Annotated in this window: 16 protein-coding genes and 2 pseudogenes; 13 read left to right on the top strand and 5 right to left on the bottom strand. The window is 40.3% G+C overall.

All coding sequences use genetic code 11. The annotated features are described in order from the left end of the window. Nucleotides 1-825: 825 nt before the first annotated feature. Nucleotides 826-1,986, bottom strand: a complete 1,161-nt coding sequence (locus NNJ73_RS01410) for a 5-(carboxyamino)imidazole ribonucleotide synthase (RefSeq protein WP_254492373.1) — start codon at nucleotides 1,984-1,986, stop codon at nucleotides 826-828. A gap of 1 nt (nucleotide 1,987) precedes the next feature. Then, entirely contained in the window at nucleotides 1,988-2,482 is a 495-nt protein-coding gene (gene purE / locus NNJ73_RS01405) for a 5-(carboxyamino)imidazole ribonucleotide mutase (RefSeq protein WP_254492372.1), read from the bottom strand. An 833-nt stretch (nucleotides 2,483-3,315) separates the two neighbouring features. On the opposite strand from purE, the gene NNJ73_RS01400 reads away from it, so the two are divergent. The 4 genes from NNJ73_RS01400 (at nucleotide 3,316) to NNJ73_RS01385 (ending at nucleotide 6,132) form a co-directional block, all read left to right on the top strand. Continuing rightward, nucleotides 3,316-3,468: a DUF5993 family protein gene (locus NNJ73_RS01400; protein ID WP_012232294.1), complete on the top strand. Its 153-nt coding sequence runs from the start codon at nucleotides 3,316-3,318 to the stop codon at nucleotides 3,466-3,468. Between the two features lie 10 nt (nucleotides 3,469-3,478). Continuing rightward, the gene (locus NNJ73_RS01395; RefSeq protein ID WP_254492371.1) at nucleotides 3,479-4,054 is read left to right on the top strand and encodes a disulfide bond formation protein B; all 576 of its coding nucleotides are present in this window, start codon (nucleotides 3,479-3,481) and stop codon (nucleotides 4,052-4,054) included. A 1,327-nt stretch (nucleotides 4,055-5,381) separates the two neighbouring features. Continuing rightward, nucleotides 5,382-5,591: a hypothetical protein gene (locus tag NNJ73_RS01390; protein ID WP_254492370.1), complete on the top strand. Its 210-nt coding sequence runs from the start codon at nucleotides 5,382-5,384 to the stop codon at nucleotides 5,589-5,591. Between the two features lie 319 nt (nucleotides 5,592-5,910). Next, a complete protein-coding gene (locus NNJ73_RS01385; protein WP_254492369.1) occupies nucleotides 5,911-6,132 on the top strand; it encodes a hypothetical protein in 222 nt (73 codons plus the stop codon). Between the two features lie 131 nt (nucleotides 6,133-6,263). Here the strand turns inward: NNJ73_RS01385 and NNJ73_RS01380 are convergent. Further along, nucleotides 6,264-6,655, bottom strand: a pseudogene (locus NNJ73_RS01380) (helix-turn-helix domain-containing protein). Between the two features lie 1,026 nt (nucleotides 6,656-7,681). Here NNJ73_RS01380 and infA point away from each other — a divergent pair. The 4 genes from infA to NNJ73_RS01360 all read left to right on the top strand — a co-directional run bounded on the left by infA (nucleotide 7,682) and on the right by NNJ73_RS01360 (nucleotide 10,142). After that, nucleotides 7,682-7,900 carry a translation initiation factor IF-1 gene (infA, locus tag NNJ73_RS01375; protein WP_004857577.1) on the top strand — a complete coding sequence of 73 codons (219 nt, stop codon included), beginning with the start codon at nucleotides 7,682-7,684 and terminating at the stop codon, nucleotides 7,898-7,900. Between the two features lie 239 nt (nucleotides 7,901-8,139). Continuing rightward, nucleotides 8,140-8,889 (top strand): Maf family nucleotide pyrophosphatase, encoded by a 750-nt coding sequence (locus tag NNJ73_RS01370; protein WP_254492368.1) that lies wholly within the window; start codon nucleotides 8,140-8,142, stop codon nucleotides 8,887-8,889. Nucleotides 8,890-8,910: 21 nt separating this feature from the next. Beyond that, nucleotides 8,911-9,240 (top strand): DNA gyrase inhibitor YacG, encoded by a 330-nt coding sequence (gene yacG, locus NNJ73_RS01365; protein ID WP_254492367.1) that lies wholly within the window; start codon nucleotides 8,911-8,913, stop codon nucleotides 9,238-9,240. 512 nt (nucleotides 9,241-9,752) lie between these two features. Then, the gene (locus NNJ73_RS01360) at nucleotides 9,753-10,142 is read left to right on the top strand and encodes a hypothetical protein (RefSeq protein WP_254492366.1); all 390 of its coding nucleotides are present in this window, start codon (nucleotides 9,753-9,755) and stop codon (nucleotides 10,140-10,142) included. A gap of 322 nt (nucleotides 10,143-10,464) precedes the next feature. On the opposite strand, the gene NNJ73_RS01355 is transcribed toward NNJ73_RS01360, so the two are convergent. Next, nucleotides 10,465-10,833 carry a helix-turn-helix domain-containing protein gene (locus tag NNJ73_RS01355; RefSeq protein ID WP_254492365.1) on the bottom strand — a complete coding sequence of 123 codons (369 nt, stop codon included), beginning with the start codon at nucleotides 10,831-10,833 and terminating at the stop codon, nucleotides 10,465-10,467. A gap of 774 nt (nucleotides 10,834-11,607) precedes the next feature. Here NNJ73_RS01355 and NNJ73_RS01350 point away from each other — a divergent pair. Further along, nucleotides 11,608-11,859: a DNA-binding protein gene (locus NNJ73_RS01350; RefSeq protein WP_005774741.1), complete on the top strand. Its 252-nt coding sequence runs from the start codon at nucleotides 11,608-11,610 to the stop codon at nucleotides 11,857-11,859. Further along, nucleotides 11,856-12,254 (top strand): type II toxin-antitoxin system VapC family toxin, encoded by a 399-nt coding sequence (locus NNJ73_RS01345; protein ID WP_254492364.1) that lies wholly within the window; start codon nucleotides 11,856-11,858, stop codon nucleotides 12,252-12,254. The genes NNJ73_RS01350 and NNJ73_RS01345 overlap by 4 nt, the downstream gene beginning before the upstream one ends. Before the next feature lie 190 nt (nucleotides 12,255-12,444). Here NNJ73_RS01345 and NNJ73_RS01340 read toward each other — a convergent pair whose 3' ends face one another. Continuing rightward, the gene (locus tag NNJ73_RS01340; RefSeq protein ID WP_254492363.1) at nucleotides 12,445-12,834 is read right to left on the bottom strand and encodes a helix-turn-helix domain-containing protein; all 390 of its coding nucleotides are present in this window, start codon (nucleotides 12,832-12,834) and stop codon (nucleotides 12,445-12,447) included. A 473-nt stretch (nucleotides 12,835-13,307) separates the two neighbouring features. On the opposite strand from NNJ73_RS01340, the pseudogene NNJ73_RS01335 reads away from it, so the two are divergent. The 3 genes and pseudogenes from NNJ73_RS01335 to NNJ73_RS01325 all read left to right on the top strand — a co-directional run bounded on the left by NNJ73_RS01335 (nucleotide 13,308) and on the right by NNJ73_RS01325 (nucleotide 15,348). Beyond that, nucleotides 13,308-14,544: pseudogene (locus tag NNJ73_RS01335) on the top strand (MFS transporter). Nucleotides 14,545-14,873: 329 nt separating this feature from the next. Next, nucleotides 14,874-15,011: a hypothetical protein gene (locus NNJ73_RS01330; protein ID WP_254492361.1), complete on the top strand. Its 138-nt coding sequence runs from the start codon at nucleotides 14,874-14,876 to the stop codon at nucleotides 15,009-15,011. A 199-nt stretch (nucleotides 15,012-15,210) separates the two neighbouring features. Beyond that, nucleotides 15,211-15,348, top strand: coding sequence for a hypothetical protein (locus NNJ73_RS01325; RefSeq protein ID WP_254492361.1), 138 nt, complete (start codon nucleotides 15,211-15,213; stop codon nucleotides 15,346-15,348). Nucleotides 15,349-15,902 lie beyond the last annotated feature (554 nt).

The raw sequence follows: 15,902 nt of genomic DNA, 5'->3' as shown, positions 1-15,902 counted from the left end.
TTTCTCGCTAAATGAAGCAAAGAGGAGCGTTTAAAGCCTTCGAAAAGATGACAAAGGTTATACACCATCACACTCTTTACCAGTCTTAAAATATTGCGACAGCCTTTGGTACTTGAGAGGATTCAGGAGGGGTATTTTATTCCTTTCTGTCCACATTTTTACTCATACACTCGCTCTACTTTCGACGTGTAAGCAAGTGATATTAATTGATTCAATATGAGAGAGATGACGATGAAAAAATCTTACACTACTGGGGGGATGATTCAAGTTAAAAGATGATTATTTATCATTATAAATCAATATCTTGTATTGAATTCGCGTGGATGTTATCTGTGATGGATAAGCTTAGTACTTATAATTATATCTTTTACATAGATGTTCGGTATGGAGCGTGAAGCTTGGCATTTCTCTGTGAAAAAATGAACATAAGGACAGCCGTGAGACAAGAAGAGCGCATTGTAAGAGTGCTTTTGCTGTGGGCGCAAGCGGTAAGTCTATTCCTTAAAGGTTGGAATGAAAAGGGTATGGATGGGGGAAGAAGGATGTTGGAAAAGGTGGAGAAAAGGCAAAACTGAGTGGGGTAGTGGATGGTTTTAAGTCGTGGAGGGATATTTTTGAAAAGGGAAGGCACTGTTGGATTGTTGAATGGTACATTTTTTTGTTTTTTTCAGAGGGAGGCATGGAGGAGAAGGGAATTTTGAGGAGAGAAAACCGTGAGGGGGGACAAGGGTTAGAGGCATTGCTGCTGAGCCGTTGGATCGCGGTGCGCGCGGAGGTTTTTGTTTTTTTACTTCGGAAAAATGGGAAAACGTTTGTATAGGGAGGTTAAGATTTGCTCGCTGGTCCCGTTAATTGAATGACGTGGCCCATTTTGCGATAGGGTTGGACAGTGCGTTTGCCATATAAATGGATCGAAGTGTGCTCTTGTGTAAGAAAATATTTTAAAGTGTTCAAATTGTTCCCAAGAAGATTGGTCATTTGGCAATCACTATGGCGATAGGGGCTGCCTAAGGGCAGACCACAAATCGCACGTATATGCTGCTCAAATTGTGAGGTGATGCAGGCTTTTTGAGTCCAATGACCAGAATTATGTACACGCGGGGCTAATTCATTCACTAAAAGACGACCATCCGTTAAGACAAAAAATTCAATGCAAAGAACACCTACATAATGAAGAGCATCCATTACGGTAACGCCGATGTTTTGCGCGGCTTTTTGCACTTCAAGGGGAATATGAGAGGGAACAAAGGATTTATGAAGAATGCCGTTTTGATGCTGGTTTTCAGGACAATCATAAAAAATATGCGTCCCTTCTTTTGTCCGCGCCGAGAGAACCGAAATTTCCGATAAAAAAGGAACGATCTCTTCCAAAATACAAGGCTGTCCTTGAAAAGTTTCTAAGGCTTCTTTACAGGTTTGTTCATCGGGATGATCAAGCTTGATCTGATTTTTTCCATCATAACCAAAACGACGTGTCTTTAAAAGACCACGGCCCCCTAAGGTATCAAGAGCAGAAACAAGAGAAGAAAAATCGTCAACAGCATGCCATGAGGCGGTGCTAATCCCTTGATCCCGTAAAAATTGTTTCTCAAAAAGTCGGTCTTGTGCGATCTCTAAGGCTTTAGAAGAAGGATAAACAGGCTTGCTTTCCTCTACATATTGAATCGTTTCAAGCGAAAGATTTTCAAATTCATAACTGACAACATCACACTGCGCAATCAATTCATCTAAGGCTGATGTATCATCATAGGAGGAAACAATATGCTTATTGGCTGTTTGAGCGGCTGGGCAATCAGATTCAGGGCAAAAAATAACCGTTCGAAATCCTAATTCTGCGGCCGCTATGGCGAGCATGCGTGCTAATTGTCCGCCGCCGATTAAACCAATGACACTGCCTGGAGGGAGCATGCTGGATGGCGCGGTGTTGGAGAGTGTGGTGCTGGATGGGGAGGCGTTGGATGGCGGGATGTTGGAAGACAGTGTCATTTTAAACCTCCGTAGGCGTTAGGGCGACATTGGTGGTTTGTTGCTGACGCCAATCTTCTAAGCGTTGGGCAAGATCAGGATCATAAACCGCCATGACAGCGGCAGCTAAAAGGGCGGCATTAATTGCCCCTGCTTTGCCAATGGCTAACGTGCCAACCGGTATGCCTGCTGGCATTTGCACGATTGAAAGTAAAGAGTCTTGACCAGAGAGAGATTGTGAATGCACTGGAACGCCAAAAACAGGAAGCGGCGTAAGCGCTGCCAGCATTCCAGGAAGATGGGCTGCACCCCCAGCACCAGCAATTAAAATTTTAAAACCTGCCGATTTTGCTTCTTTGGCAAATTGGTAAAGGCGTTCAGGAGTGCGGTGGGCTGAGACAATATGCGAACTATGAGAAATGCCAAGAGCCGTCAAAATATCGGCACTATGGCACATCGTTTGCCAATCCGATTGGCTCCCCATTAAAATCCCGACATCACATGATTTCTTCATCATTCTCTATCCTTTTCAAAGGTTCAAGGCGATTCTTTATCATTCGTTTTGTAAGAGTTTTATAATCTCTTTGCAAAGCCAATTGATGGCAGAGAAATAGTTTTTTTAAAATAAGATTGAAAGGTCAAAATTTAAAGGGCAAATACAGAAGTTCAAAAATACCCTCTTCAAGCGCATAAAATACTGTCCTTTGAGCTTTTTGCTGTTCAATATGTTGGAGGGGGAGAGCTGAAACCAGCGAGAGTGGCTTTTACTTTAAGAATGCTTTTGTACTTTAAAGAAAATGTACTTTGAAGCAAAAAGCAAAAAATACAGGCTGAAAATATATTCTGGAAAAATTTTTGAAAACTATAAGGTTTTTAGAAAATGTCTCATTTTTTGTTGCTAAAATGAATACCGTTCCCATATACTTTACAATATGGTGCAATTTGAAACACTGTTTATGATAAAAAGAGATTTTTATGGCATAACTGCGTTGTAAATAAGGATATTTTTCCAGAAAAAGTACAAAGGAATATCTTGTCTTTCAAAGGATTTTTATTTGGTTGTTTAAGTATGGGGGGAGGGGCTTTTTCAATCATTGTTGAGATCAAAGAACGCAAATAATCAACGCTTTAATTTTTGTTAAGAGGCGCTTTTAGGCGATGATCTCTTTCATCATTTCTTCATATAAATGTAACGATAAGACCATAAAGATAACAGCACTACAAAGTGAAGGATGAATTGTGAAAATAAATCCATGGTCTCTTTTTTGCCCAATTTTTTAATATGTATGAACGCTCATAATAAGAAAGAACAGTTAAACACCGAATATTAAGAAAGGAGATTTAAAAGTTATGTTTTTTCCATTTTTAATCGCTTTAGGCACTGCAATAACAACGGTGTATGGCAAAAAAAATATAAGTTATGCTTTGTGGGCTATTTTGTTCGTTGTTATTCTTCTAACTTTTAATCATCACGCAACTTCTACTTTGAATTTATCTTTTTGAGAGAATAGCCATGGAAAATGTTGAACAAAAAAATCCTCATTTCGTCATTTTTATGAATATACTAGGACTGATTGGATTGTCCATTGTCTTGGTGGTCGCTTTTTATTATCAATTGGTAAAATTTGAGTTACCTTGTCCCCTCTGTTTGCTGCAACGCGTTGGATTGATGCTGGCTGGATGTGGGTTCTTGCTCAATATTCACCATAGGGTGAAAAATACCCATTATGGGATGGTTATTATCGGTTGTATGGTCACCAGTGCTGTTGCTGCTCGGCAGGTATTTTTGCATATCACACCTGATGATCTGGGATATGGTTCAACGTTCTTTGGATTGCATTTTTATACTTGGGCTTTCATTATTTCTGTCCTTTGTATCTTTGCTGTGGCATTCGTCATGATTTTAGGCGAATTGGCATACAAGTTTAAAGAATTTTCTCCTTTGCCAATTTTGAGTAAAACGGCAAGTTTCTTATTTGTGTTTTTAATCGCGGCAAATTTGATTTCGACCATATTGGAATGTGGGGGAGGACAATGCGCTGATGACCCTGTAAGGTATGAATTGTTATCAAATTGGTTCCCTTCATAGTCTTGAATTTTTTTAATTATTCCTCATCATAATTTTACGGTTAAAGAGGCGGAGATGTTAAAAAAAATCCGCTTCTTTTTTACTCGGGGGATAATTCATCAAGTGTACTGGGGCGATATTCATCAAGATTTTTGATCTCCTCAAAGCGATCTTGTATCGAGAAATTGGCTTTTATGCCTATTTGCGATTGATCTTAAAAAAAAGACTTGGTTTGTCGTCTTTTTGGGGGGTAATTTTTTTTTAAATCCGCGCTATTTTTAAATGCTATGGAGGGATTCGCTCGAAGAGGGGGCGAACCGTTGGATTGTCGAGCGGTGGTGGGGATAAAAAAAGCTCACGTTTGTTAAGGGTGCATTAACGATAAAAATTTTTTGTTCTTGATTTTTTTTTACTTTGTGCTAAATAACCCTTTGTATTCATTTTGGTGCTTCTGAAGTATTTTAGATACTTTTAGAGGGAGTAGTTTAAAATTTTGAAAGTTATCTCAATAATTTTCTCTGAGGTTTGTTTATAAGAGACGAACCTTTTTTTTTATCTGCTTTTTTGATGTTTTTTCTGTGAAGTCTTTGTTTTAGAAAAGCATGAGCGCTTTGATGATGCTCCTTACAAAAAACATTGACGTAGAAAAACAATTTATCGTTGTGAATATTGAAGGCGAAAATCAAAAAGTTTTCTCATGTATAACTTTCTGAGAGTGAAGCCATTCAATGGATTTTTGTTCATTCTAAGAAAAGCACCGCTTGTGGGGCAAGATTCTCTCAAAAATTGTAAAAATGCTTTTTATGACCCCTTTTGATCACCCAAATGGGCGTGTAAGATTTTGTGCTGGTCAATAAAATAATAAACCGGTTTATCTCTATGATTGAAATTAAAGTGGGGGGATTGAAGTGAAAATGGGATCGAGGTTTTAGAGGCGTTTTTTAAAAACGTAGTCGTATCATCATTTTGTACAGATATTTCTGTAAATCTGTAAAAGCGTGAAAACAGAAATGTGCAAAAAAGAGTAGAGGATTGATGTGTTGTGCAAGCTTTTGGGGCGTGGTTTGGGCTTGTGGCATGGTGTGGAATAGGAGGGAGAAAATTGGGGTGAAGAGTTTGTGATTGGAGAGACAAGCTGGGATGAAAAGGGGAGGCGTGACTGGAGAAGAGCGTCTTGTGAGTGGAAGGGCAAGATGGGATGGAGAGGGGTGACATGATTGGAGGGGGGATAAGTTGGGAAGGAGAGGGAGAGGTAAGTGGGGGGGGATGAGAGGATGGAAGGGAGGAGAGGGAAAGTGTGTATGGGTAGGTTAGGATGGTCCTGTATAAGAGGCGGCGGTGCGAAAGGATGCGTGAAAAAGCGCGGAGGATAGGGATTGTTTGGTCCTGTCTGTTCCATGTTTTTGAGGAGGCGATTTGGGATAGCGCACGGGGGCAAGAGGCTGAATTGTCGTTTGTAAACTTTTGTTTTCGCAGTGGTGCGGGAAGGGAAGTTTTGTCTTGTGGGGGCAAGCTAATTGGTCTTTTTATCGGCAGTTTAGTCTACAGATTTCTTTAAAAATGGTAAAATGTAAAAACGTGTATCTGTAAAAAGATGAGGGACGTTTAAGCCGTGGGGATTGATGTATTGTGCAAGCTTTTGGGATGTGGTTTGGGCTTGTGGCATGGTGTGGAATAGGAGGGAGAAAATTGGGGTGAAGAGTTTGTGATTGGAGAGACAAGCTGGGATGAAAAGGGGAGGCGTGATTGGAGGAGGGAGAAGTTGGGAAGGAGAGGAAGAGGTAAGTGTGGGGGGACGAGAGGATGGAAGGGAGGAGAGGGAAAGTGTGTATGGGTAGGTTAGGATGGTCCTGTATAAGAGGCGGTGGTGCGAAGGGATGCATGAAAAAGCGCGGAGGATAGAGATTGTTTGGTCTTGTCTGTTCCATGTTTTTGAAGAGGTGATTTGGGATAGCGCGCGCGGTAAGAGGTTGGTTGGTCGTTTGCAGATCTTTGTTTACAGAAGTGCTCGGGGTGGCGGTTTTGTCTTATGTGTGTGGGGGGGAGAAGCGGGATTATTTGGTGCTTTGTGGAGCAATGATGGTTGGGAACTTTTTTGAAAGTGCGTAGAAATTAAGAATATTTTAGAGTGGCATTATCTGTCGTGTTTTATGAAACACTCTCTTTGAGAGGTGCATAAATTTTACTGAAAAGGATAGTATGAGCGAAGAATGTTTCTGTGCGCTTTTGTCTAATCAGAAATGAGCCCAAAAATTGCCTGCTGTTTTTTGCGGAGAAGCTCTCTGAAATTTTTTAAAAGAGCGTGTTCTTTTGCACTATAGGTATATTGATCATCGTGTGCGTGATGGTCTTTTGAGATAATATCTGCTGTCACAATATCCGCATAAAAAAAGCTCATCGGAACTGCTAGTTTTTGAGCGATTTCCAATAAACATTTTGCGCTTACACGGTTTAAACCTTTTTCATATTTTTGAATTTGTTGGAAACTCACCCCTAAAAAGCTTCCTAATGCCTTTTGAGAAAGCCCTATGGCAATGCGTCTTTGATGAATTCTTTTGCTTGATCAGAAACATCAATAAAATGCGGGTTTTTGGTTTGAAACTGTGAATTTCTGGTTTGCATGTTAAGCCCCTCTCCAGTTGCGAGCGCCCTCGCATTGGTATTCCGGGAGTAACAAGTACTGAATCCGAGTCAGTTTTTTTGCTTTTAGTGCTGGTAAGCACCTGGACAGTGCAAAAACTCCCAGAATCCCGGGATACCCACAAGAATGGGTTCAATTATACGCTAGGGTTTAGGGCTTTTAGTTCCCTCTTGATCGGTGCGTAGACAATCAAAATATCTTTTAACTAATAAAGGAATTTCAAAAAATTGGCAAGAAAAATGAAAATATTGGGAAGGTGAAAATATTTTTTGGAGCTCAAGAATTATACTCTTATGCCCTAAAAACACACTCTTTACGGAGTGGTGAAGAGAGTCATTCGGGATAGAGCAAGGCGTATTTTATGAAGTATTCTCGCTGAGAGGGAGTGATCTGGACCACATGAAGTGATCAGCATGGGGAATGAGGCGTGTTTGGTCCTGTCTGTTCCATGTTTTTGAGGAGGCGATTTGGGATAGCGCGCGGGGCAAGAGGCTGAATTGTCGTTTGTAAAGTTTTGTTTTCGCAGTGGTGCGGGAAGGGAAGTTTTGTCTTGTGGGGGCAAGTCAATCGGTCTTTTTATCGGCAGTTTAGTCTACAGATTTCTTTAAAAATGGTAAAATGTAAAAACGTGTATCTGTAAAAAGATGAGGGACGTTTAAGCCGTGGGGATTGATGTATTGTGCAAGCTTTTGGGATGTGGTTTGGGCTTGTGGCATGGTGTGGAATAGGAGGGAGAAAATTGGGGGGGATTGAGTGTCATTTCTTGTCATGCTGAAACCAAGATCATTCTAAAAATTGAAAAAAATTGGCAGGTAAAATTTGAGGGAGTGAAATTGGAATGCTCAAAATGGAAGGTGCGGTTTTTTGAGAACAGAAAAGAGAAAACTGGAAAAACCTTCCCCTTTTTGTGGAATTTTTATTCACAAATTTGAGAAAATAGGGTATGAACGCTGGAAAATAACGCACAGCTTAACAAAATATGTGCATTGTAAAGGAAATTATTGTTTATGTCAAAAGAAGAAGTTTTAGAATTTTCGGGTATCGTTACCGAACTCTTACCAAATGCGATGTTTCGTGTAAAACTCGAAAATGATCATGAAATTATTGCACATACCGCTGGAAGAATGCGAAAAAATCGTATTCGCGTGTTAGCCGGTGATAAAATCATGGTCGAAATGACCCCTTATGATTTGACAAAAGGACGCATTACATACCGCTATAAGTAGCCTTATGGAGGGGGGGCGCTTTTTTGTAAAAGTCACAATATTCTTTCTGTGATTTTTAACAGTCCTTGAAGGGACTTTCTCTGCGTCAGAAAAGAGCAATGTTTAAAATGACCTTGAAAAAGTGTAAAATCAGTGCGGAAAGTATACAAAAAGAATTAAGGGCAGTGCACAAAAAGAATAAGGAGACCCATGGCGCTTAATATGGGGGAAAAAATAAGCCGATTGTAAAAGGGGTGGAAATGAAAATTATAAAAGAGTGGGGGAAAAAACGTTGGGCACAAACTCTTGGGGGGAAAATGCATTTGGGAGAAGAAATTCATTTGGTGCTTGCCTCCGCTTCGCCACGGCGTTTAATGCTCTTAGCGCAAATGGGCATTGAGCCCCAACAGGTTTATGCAAGCGATATTGATGAAACACCAAAATTAAAAGAACATCCCGCAAACCTTGCCAAACGTTTGGCAAAAGAAAAAGCACTCAAAGCGCAAGAGAGCTTGCGCTGGTACGCTCAAAAATCCCAAGAAAATCAAAACCCTCAAGAAAAATTGCAAAACGTTCCAAAAAAATTATCTGGGCAGAAAACGATTATCTTGGCGGCTGATACGGTGGTGGCGGTGGGGCGCACCATTCTTCCCAAACCAGAAGGGGAGGATGAGGCTTATGAATGTTTGCGTTTCCTTTCTGGAAGGGCGCACAAGGTCTATGGCGCCATTTGTGCCTTGAATGAACAAGGAAAAATAACCGTAAAATTGGTTGAAACGCGTGTCCGTTTTAGACGCTTAACCTCTTTTATGATGAAGGCTTACCTTGCTTCTGGAGAATGGCAAGGGAAAGCGGGTGGCTATGCTATCCAAGGAAAAGCAGGGGCTTTTGTGGTCTATATCGCAGGCTCTTATTCGAATGTCGTGGGATTGCCTTTGGCTGAAACTGCCGATCTCTTGACTGCTTATCACTATCCACTTTACGCTCAGTGGACTGAAGAGATGCCGTAGAAAAATTTGAAGGTAAGAGCTATGCAGGGTGAAAGGCAGCAAAAAGTGCAAAGCAAAAATAAAACAAGGCAAAATGAAAAAAGAAAAACAGAAGAAAATTTAATGAAAGAGGCGCAGACGTTTCAAAGCCAAAAGAAATTTCATAGCCAAAAAGAACGCTCTGAGCAACAAGAGCCCAATTTACCAAAAGAGACTCGTCCTCCGCATCCTTGTCCTATTTGTGGTCAAATGTCTCAAAAGTCTGCGTATCCTTTTTGTTCACCCCGATGCCGCGCCATTGATCTCAATCGCTGGCTTTCGGGGGCTTATATCCTTCCTCCACCTCCACAGGTTAGCGATGAAGAAGAATAAAGGGGCTATGGTGGAGGTTGTGTGAGTTTTGCGTGTTGGAGCAAGGCTTGGGGGGGAGGGTTTGTTCTTTGGGGGAATTTGCTTTTTGAAGGGGAATAGGGGAAAGTTTCATTGGGTTGCTTTTTAGTAAAGATGATAAAGCGTAAAAACGTTAAATCGTAAAATCGTAAGAAAAGAAGGAAAGTTCAAGGACGTGGAGGGTTAATGCGTTGTGGAGGCTGTATTTATGCAGAATAGCATGAAAGTAAGTGTCCATATAGGATATGTCTACGCTATGCCTTCCATGTGTTTTGTTGACGTTTAACATATATATTTTGTATCTGAAGTATCACTATAGGTTAAGGATAAGTTTTGAGGGCTATCAAGCCACCGTTTCTTTGACGCGTGAAAAATTGATGTACTATTCCTTGATTACAAACCAATACATTGTTAACATTGCTTTTTAGCAAAGGTGCTCTTAACTTTTGGTGTAGGAGCTTCTCAAGAGAAAATACAATTGAGAGGGGGTTAAGGTGTCAAGATATTTATTACCGTTACCACTTGTGTTGGTGGCTGGTTGCGCATCTATGAATCATGCAAATTATGTTGATCGAAATATTACCAACTCTGATATAAAATTAATTGCTCATGATTTTGTTCACAATCTTAAACAATCTTTATTGCCAGCTCAAACAACACTTATTGTGAAAAAAAGTAAAAGAGAAGACAATTTTGCACCTTTATTTATCGATCTGTTGCAGCGCAATGGATATCGCGTGATCTATACAGATCAACCAAATAAACAGCAAAATGGTGTCGTTTTGACTTATCAAATAATGCCAACAAATATAGGTATCCTGTCTACTGTCTATTATGATGAGGCTGGAGTAACACGTTATTATATCCGTACTTATAAGAGATGAAATCCCTTTGACGGTTTGTCTAAAAGAAGGAGATAATAAAGAAATGTTGGCAGAAAAATCGCCTTAAGAAGTGAAACTATAGGCCTGTCCAATCAGATAAAATTCTGCTGAGAATAGTGAAAGGTCTTCTCTAGACTTTGATGTTGGTTATTCTTAGGAGGGATGTTCCTCTATGAGACCGTAAAACAGCGTCGTTTGAGGTCTGGTTATATCCTACAATGTTGTAAAATATCATCATTTGGGATTTGGTGATATTAAGCATGGGGAAATCTTAAGCTGGGGGGGAGGGATATGCGCGAAGAATGTTGCTGGGCGCTTTGGTCTAATCAGAGATTAGACACCAAATCGCCTGTTGTTTTTTGCGGGGAAGCTCTCTAAAGTTTTTTAAAAGGGAAAATTCTTTTTCGCTATAGATGTATTGATCAGGGTTTGAGAGATTTTCTTTTGTAACAATATCCTTTGTTAAAAGATCCGCATAAAAAAAGCTTATTGGAACTTGCAGTATATTGGTGATTTCTAGTAAACAGCTTGCGCTTACACGGTTTAAACCTTTTTCATATTTTTGAATTTGTTGGAAACTCATCCCTAAAAAGCTTCCTAAAGCCTTTTGAGTAAGCCCCATGGCAATGCGTCTTTGACGAATTCTTTTGCCGATTGAAATATCAATAAAATGTGGGTTTTTGGTCTGCACTTTAAGCCCCCTCCAGTTGCGAGCGCCCTCGCATTGGTATTCCGGGAGTTTGAAAGCACTGAGCTCAGCCAGCCTTTTGCTTTTAGTGCTGGTAAGCACCTGGACATAGCAAAAACTCCCGGAAACCCGGGATACCCGCAAAGCGGGATAAATTTATGTGTCAAGTTTTGGGGTTTTCAAATCCCTATTGATCGTTGCGTAAGCGACCAAAATTACAGTATTCATTCATAAGGCAATTTCAAAAGATTGGCAAGAAAAATGAAGATATTGGGAAGGTGAAAATATTTTTTGAAGCTCAAGAATTATCCTCTTTTTTGTGAAAAAATGTTCTTTGAGGTCGATATTAGGGTATGGAATACTTAGCGGGGATATTTTGACAACGAATTGGGCGTTCCTTTGCTGTTTTTAGCAAAAGGTGGAGGATGCGTAAAACCTACGGCCTCATCATTTTTTTTCAATGGTGCGTGTTTTTCTGCTTTAAAAGCTTTTCCTATTGATCGCATTTGTGTCAGTGGATAGATGAAACATGATTATCTTCAATTCTACACATTCTTCTATGCTATAAAGCACCGTTGTTTAACGCTGTGAGGAGTTCAAGGTCTCCTATTTTTCGGGGATAATCAGGTATTGCCGGTATGAAAACGAATATATCTTACAATTCCTCATGTTCAGGATCTGCCCTATAGCGCTTTGGCAATTTTTAAAAAGTAATTGAATTTTTCATTATTTTTTATATATACTCAATAACGATATCTATATTAAGAGGATTTTTCTATGCCTTCACTAACTGTTACAGCAAAAGGACAAGTGACGCTGAAGCGGGATTTACTCCAGCACCTTGGTGTTAAACCAGGGGAGCGCATCAACTTTGATAAGTTACCAGGTGGTGAACTTCGTATAAAAGCAGCACAGCCTACAAGCACAATTGATAGCTTTATCGGACGATTTGCTGGAAAAGTTAAAAAAACACTGACTGTGGAAGAAATGAACGAAATTGCTGCCTCTGGTTGGGCGGGGAAAAAGTGAAGATTTCTGTCGATACAAATGTTCTAGCCCGCGCTGTTTTACAAGATGATAAAAAGCAAGGTGAAATAGCAAGTAAGATCTTAAGAGAAGCTTCTCTCATCGCTATTTCTCTGCCTTGTCTTTGCGAACTGATTTGGATACTCCGCCGCGGGGCAAAATTATCAAAAGAAGAGATTGCTTTGATGGTTCGTGATCTTCTTGCAACGCGTAATGTCGTCATGAATCGACCAGCTGTTGAAGCAGGGCTTGCTATGCTTGAGGCTGGTGGAGATTTTGCTGATGGAATTATATCTTATGAGGGACATTGGCTAGGTGGTGAAACCTTTGTTTCATTTGATAAATTAGCAATAGACCTGCTAACGAAAAATGGGCTCTCAACAAGACTCCTTTCTTAACCTTGTCAGTTAAGATCGTGATGGTGTCATTGTTATAGGAATAATGGGGCTTACTTTTTAAGCTTAGCGCATTTTTCTCTTCTATGATAAATTTATCCTATCATGCCCTAAAACACTGCTCTTTTTGGGGGATGGGGAATTTTAAGCTGGGGGAGGGAGATGCGCGAAGAATGTTGCTGTGCGCTTTGGTCTAATCAGAGATTAGATACCAAATCGCCTGCTGTTTTTTGCGGGGAAGCTCTCTAAAGTTTTTTAAAAGGGAAAATTCTTTTTCGCTATAGATGTATTGATCAGGGTTTGAGAGATTTTCTTTTGTAACAATATCCTTTGTTAAAAGATCCGCATAAAAAAAGCTTATTGGAACTTGCAGTATATTGGTGATTTCTAGTAAACAGCTTGCGCTTACACGGTTTAAACCTTTTTCATATTTTTGAATTTGTTGGAAACTCACCCCTAAAAAGCTTCCTAATGCCTTTTGAGTAAGCCCCATGGCAATGCGTCTTTGACGAATCCTTTTGCCGATTGAAATATCAATAAAATGTGGGTTTTTGGTTTGAAACTGTGGGTTTTTGGTCTGCACTTTAAGCCCCCTCCAGTTGCGAGCGCCCTCGCATTGGTATTCCGGGAGGCTAAAAGTACTGAATCCGAGTCAGCTTTTTGCTTTTAGTGCTGGTAAGCACCTGGACAGTGCAAAATCTCCCGGAATCCCGGGATACCCGCAAAGCGGGATAAATTTATGTGTCAAGTTTTCGGGGGTTTCAAATCCCTATTGATCGTTGCGTAAGCGACCAAAATTACAGTATTCATTCATAAGGCAATTTCAAAAGATTGGCAAGAAAAATGAAGATATTGAAAAGGTAAAATATTTTTTGGAGTTCAAGAATTATCCTCTTTTTTGTGAAAAAATGTTCTTTGAGGTCGATATTAGGGTATGGAATACTTAGCGGGGATATTTTAACAACGAATTGGGCGTTCCTTTGAAGTTCATATCATCAATTGTATGAAAGGGCGGGGAATTTTAACTGTAAAAAAGTTGAATATCGGGTGGGTGATATGAAGTTATTTTTAAAAAAGAGTCCCTTCGCTCTTTTTTCTTCTCTGTTTATTTCTAAAGTTGGTGATTATGCTTATGAAGTCGTTTTCGTTTTACTTGTTTTAGAAGTCACAGATAATGCCTTTTTGATCGGTCTTGTATATTTTTTTCGATTTATCCCTTTTCTCTTTTTTGGACCTATAGGCGGTTGGTTCGCAGATAATTTTTCTTTGAAGAAAAATATGATCTGCAGTGAAGTGGTGAGATTATTCGCTGCATTCTTCGTGTTCATAACCACTATAACAGGGACTGACCATATTATTGTGCTTATTTTGGCAGCAATAGGTACAACAATCGGAAGAAGTATTTTTCAACCAAGCTTTCAAGCTGCTATTCCTAGAATGTTTGCAATCAAGGATCTGACAAAGGCAAATAGTCTTGCACAAATTATCAATGAAATTGCCGCCGTCATTGGTCCTTTAGTTTGTTCCCTCCTGCTGTTTTTAGCCAATAAATCCACCGTCCTCATTTTTGATTTTTTTACCTACTTTATCTCTATTATCCTGTTATTGAATCTCATGAGTTTAAATTCAAGTGAGACTCAATCATTCAATTTTATAAAAATTTATCGGGAAACAGCTTCTTATCTTAAAACTATTTCTACTGAAAATAATAACTTATTGATTACGCTCATTGGATCGGCGTTTGCTATTCTCTTTACGGGGGCAATTTTAAGATTTTTAATTCCAGCTTTTGTTCTCTCTATAGGGGCAGAGGAAAGCTTTGTGAGTTCACTTTTTTCTCTCATGGCTGTGGGAACGATTGTCGGCAGTTTGTTCTATCATAAAATGATCGTCAATGTTACATCATTAAAGCTTATGATCTTTTGGCTTCTTTATGGGGGCGTTTTATTTGTTATGCCTTTAATTTCAATCCTTTCTTTAAAACTCCTTCTCGTATTCGCCTTTGTTTTAGGCTTTACGGGTGCATTTGTGGATATTAGTTTAGTCTCAGCGCTTCAATTATATTCTCATCGTGAAGATTTTGGAAAGAGTTTTGGAACCTTTTCAACCCTAGCAAACTCTGCGGAAGCCGTGTCTGGCCTTATTGCTGGACTTTTTGCACTCGTCGGATTAATGGGCTCTTTTTTAGCGATGTCTGCCTTTATTATTGCCACTGGAATGACTGGTGTTATAAAAATTAAAAAAAGTAAAACGTTAACACCCCCTTCACATGACAGTCGAGAATGATCATTGAGCGATTTGAGATCTCCATGCCGTTTCTTTTTTTAAAAAAGACAGTGCGTTCATGATCCTATCATGGCGTAAAACACTGATCTTTGAATTGTGGTGATATCAGCTCTATCGCTTTATACATTTAAGGCGCTTTTTTTGTGTGTGTGGATTGTGGAGCTTGCTTGTCGCGCCTTTTGTCGCACCGCTCCCCAAGGGCGGTGATCTCAAGATAGGAGCGTTGCTAAACTGTTGTGTTGTTTACAAAGTGGCTGTGTACTGAGGAGCGCAGGAGCGTGAGCCTTTGGTTGGCTGCTTTTGAGTGAAAATGGGAAAGCGTAAAAATGTGGATCTGTGAAAAAGAAAGGGGAGGTTCAAGGACGTGGAGGGTTTTATGCTTTGTGCAAGCTTTGGGGTGGGGAGTGGTTTTTTGCCATAGTGTGGAATGGGGAGAGAGGATTTGGAGCTGAAGATCTTATTAATGGAGGGTGAGTTGAGATGGAGAAGGGCGTTTGATCTGTGGAGGCGTGGGGCAAGAGGTTGGATTGTTGTTTATTGGGATTGTTGTTTATAGAGTGGGGGAGCATTTTGTCCTTTGGGGGGAATTTGCTTTTTGAAGGGGGAGTGGGGTGGTTTTGAAGTTCTTTGGCTGCTTTTGAGTGAAAATGGGAAAGCGTAAAAATGTGGATCTGTGAAAAAGAAAGGGGAGGTTCAAGGACGTGGAGGGTTTTATGCTTTGTGCAAGCTTTGGGGTGGGGAGTGGTTTTTTGCCATAGTGTGGAATGGGGAGAGAGGATTTGGAGCTGAAGATCTTATTAATGGAGGGTGAGTTGAGATGGAGAAGGGACGCGCGTATTGGTGCGTTGAGCGGAGAGAAGAGGAAACAGAGAGAGGAAGGAGAGAGTGGGATGGAAGGGGCGTGACTGGAGGAGAGAGGCTGTCAGTAGGGAGATAAGCTTGAGAGGGAAAAGGTGCGCTAAGGATGTTGGGGCGTTGATAGAAGGGGGGAGGAAGATTTATGTTGGATGTGTGTTGGAGGAAGAGGCGCGCGCATGGCGGGGTAAAGTCAATTTTTCTAGGGGGGCTTTCATGTTTTTCTTGAGGGCGCTCTCCTGAATGTTTTTAGGGGATGGGGATGTGTCATTGGTCGCAAGGAATGAGGTCATTTTTTTGGGGGCGCTGTTTTGCAAAACCTTTTATCTTCTGGTTTTATGATGCTTTTTTGCACGCGTTTCTTGTCTTTATTTTTTCTTTCATGTTTTGCTCTTGCACTCGTTTAGATCATAACCCATATTCATTTTAACACGACAGTTCTTCATGCTTCAACGTTTCTGGTGTTCGTGTGGTGGGGCGGTCTTTATGACATGCGGGGGAGAGCTTTTG

Source organism: Bartonella sp. B1099 (assembly GCF_944801835.1).
Taxonomy (GTDB): Bacteria; Pseudomonadota; Alphaproteobacteria; order Rhizobiales; family Rhizobiaceae; genus Bartonella.
Note: the sequence above shows the minus strand (reverse complement) of the source record. Positions and strands in the feature narration are given on the sequence as shown.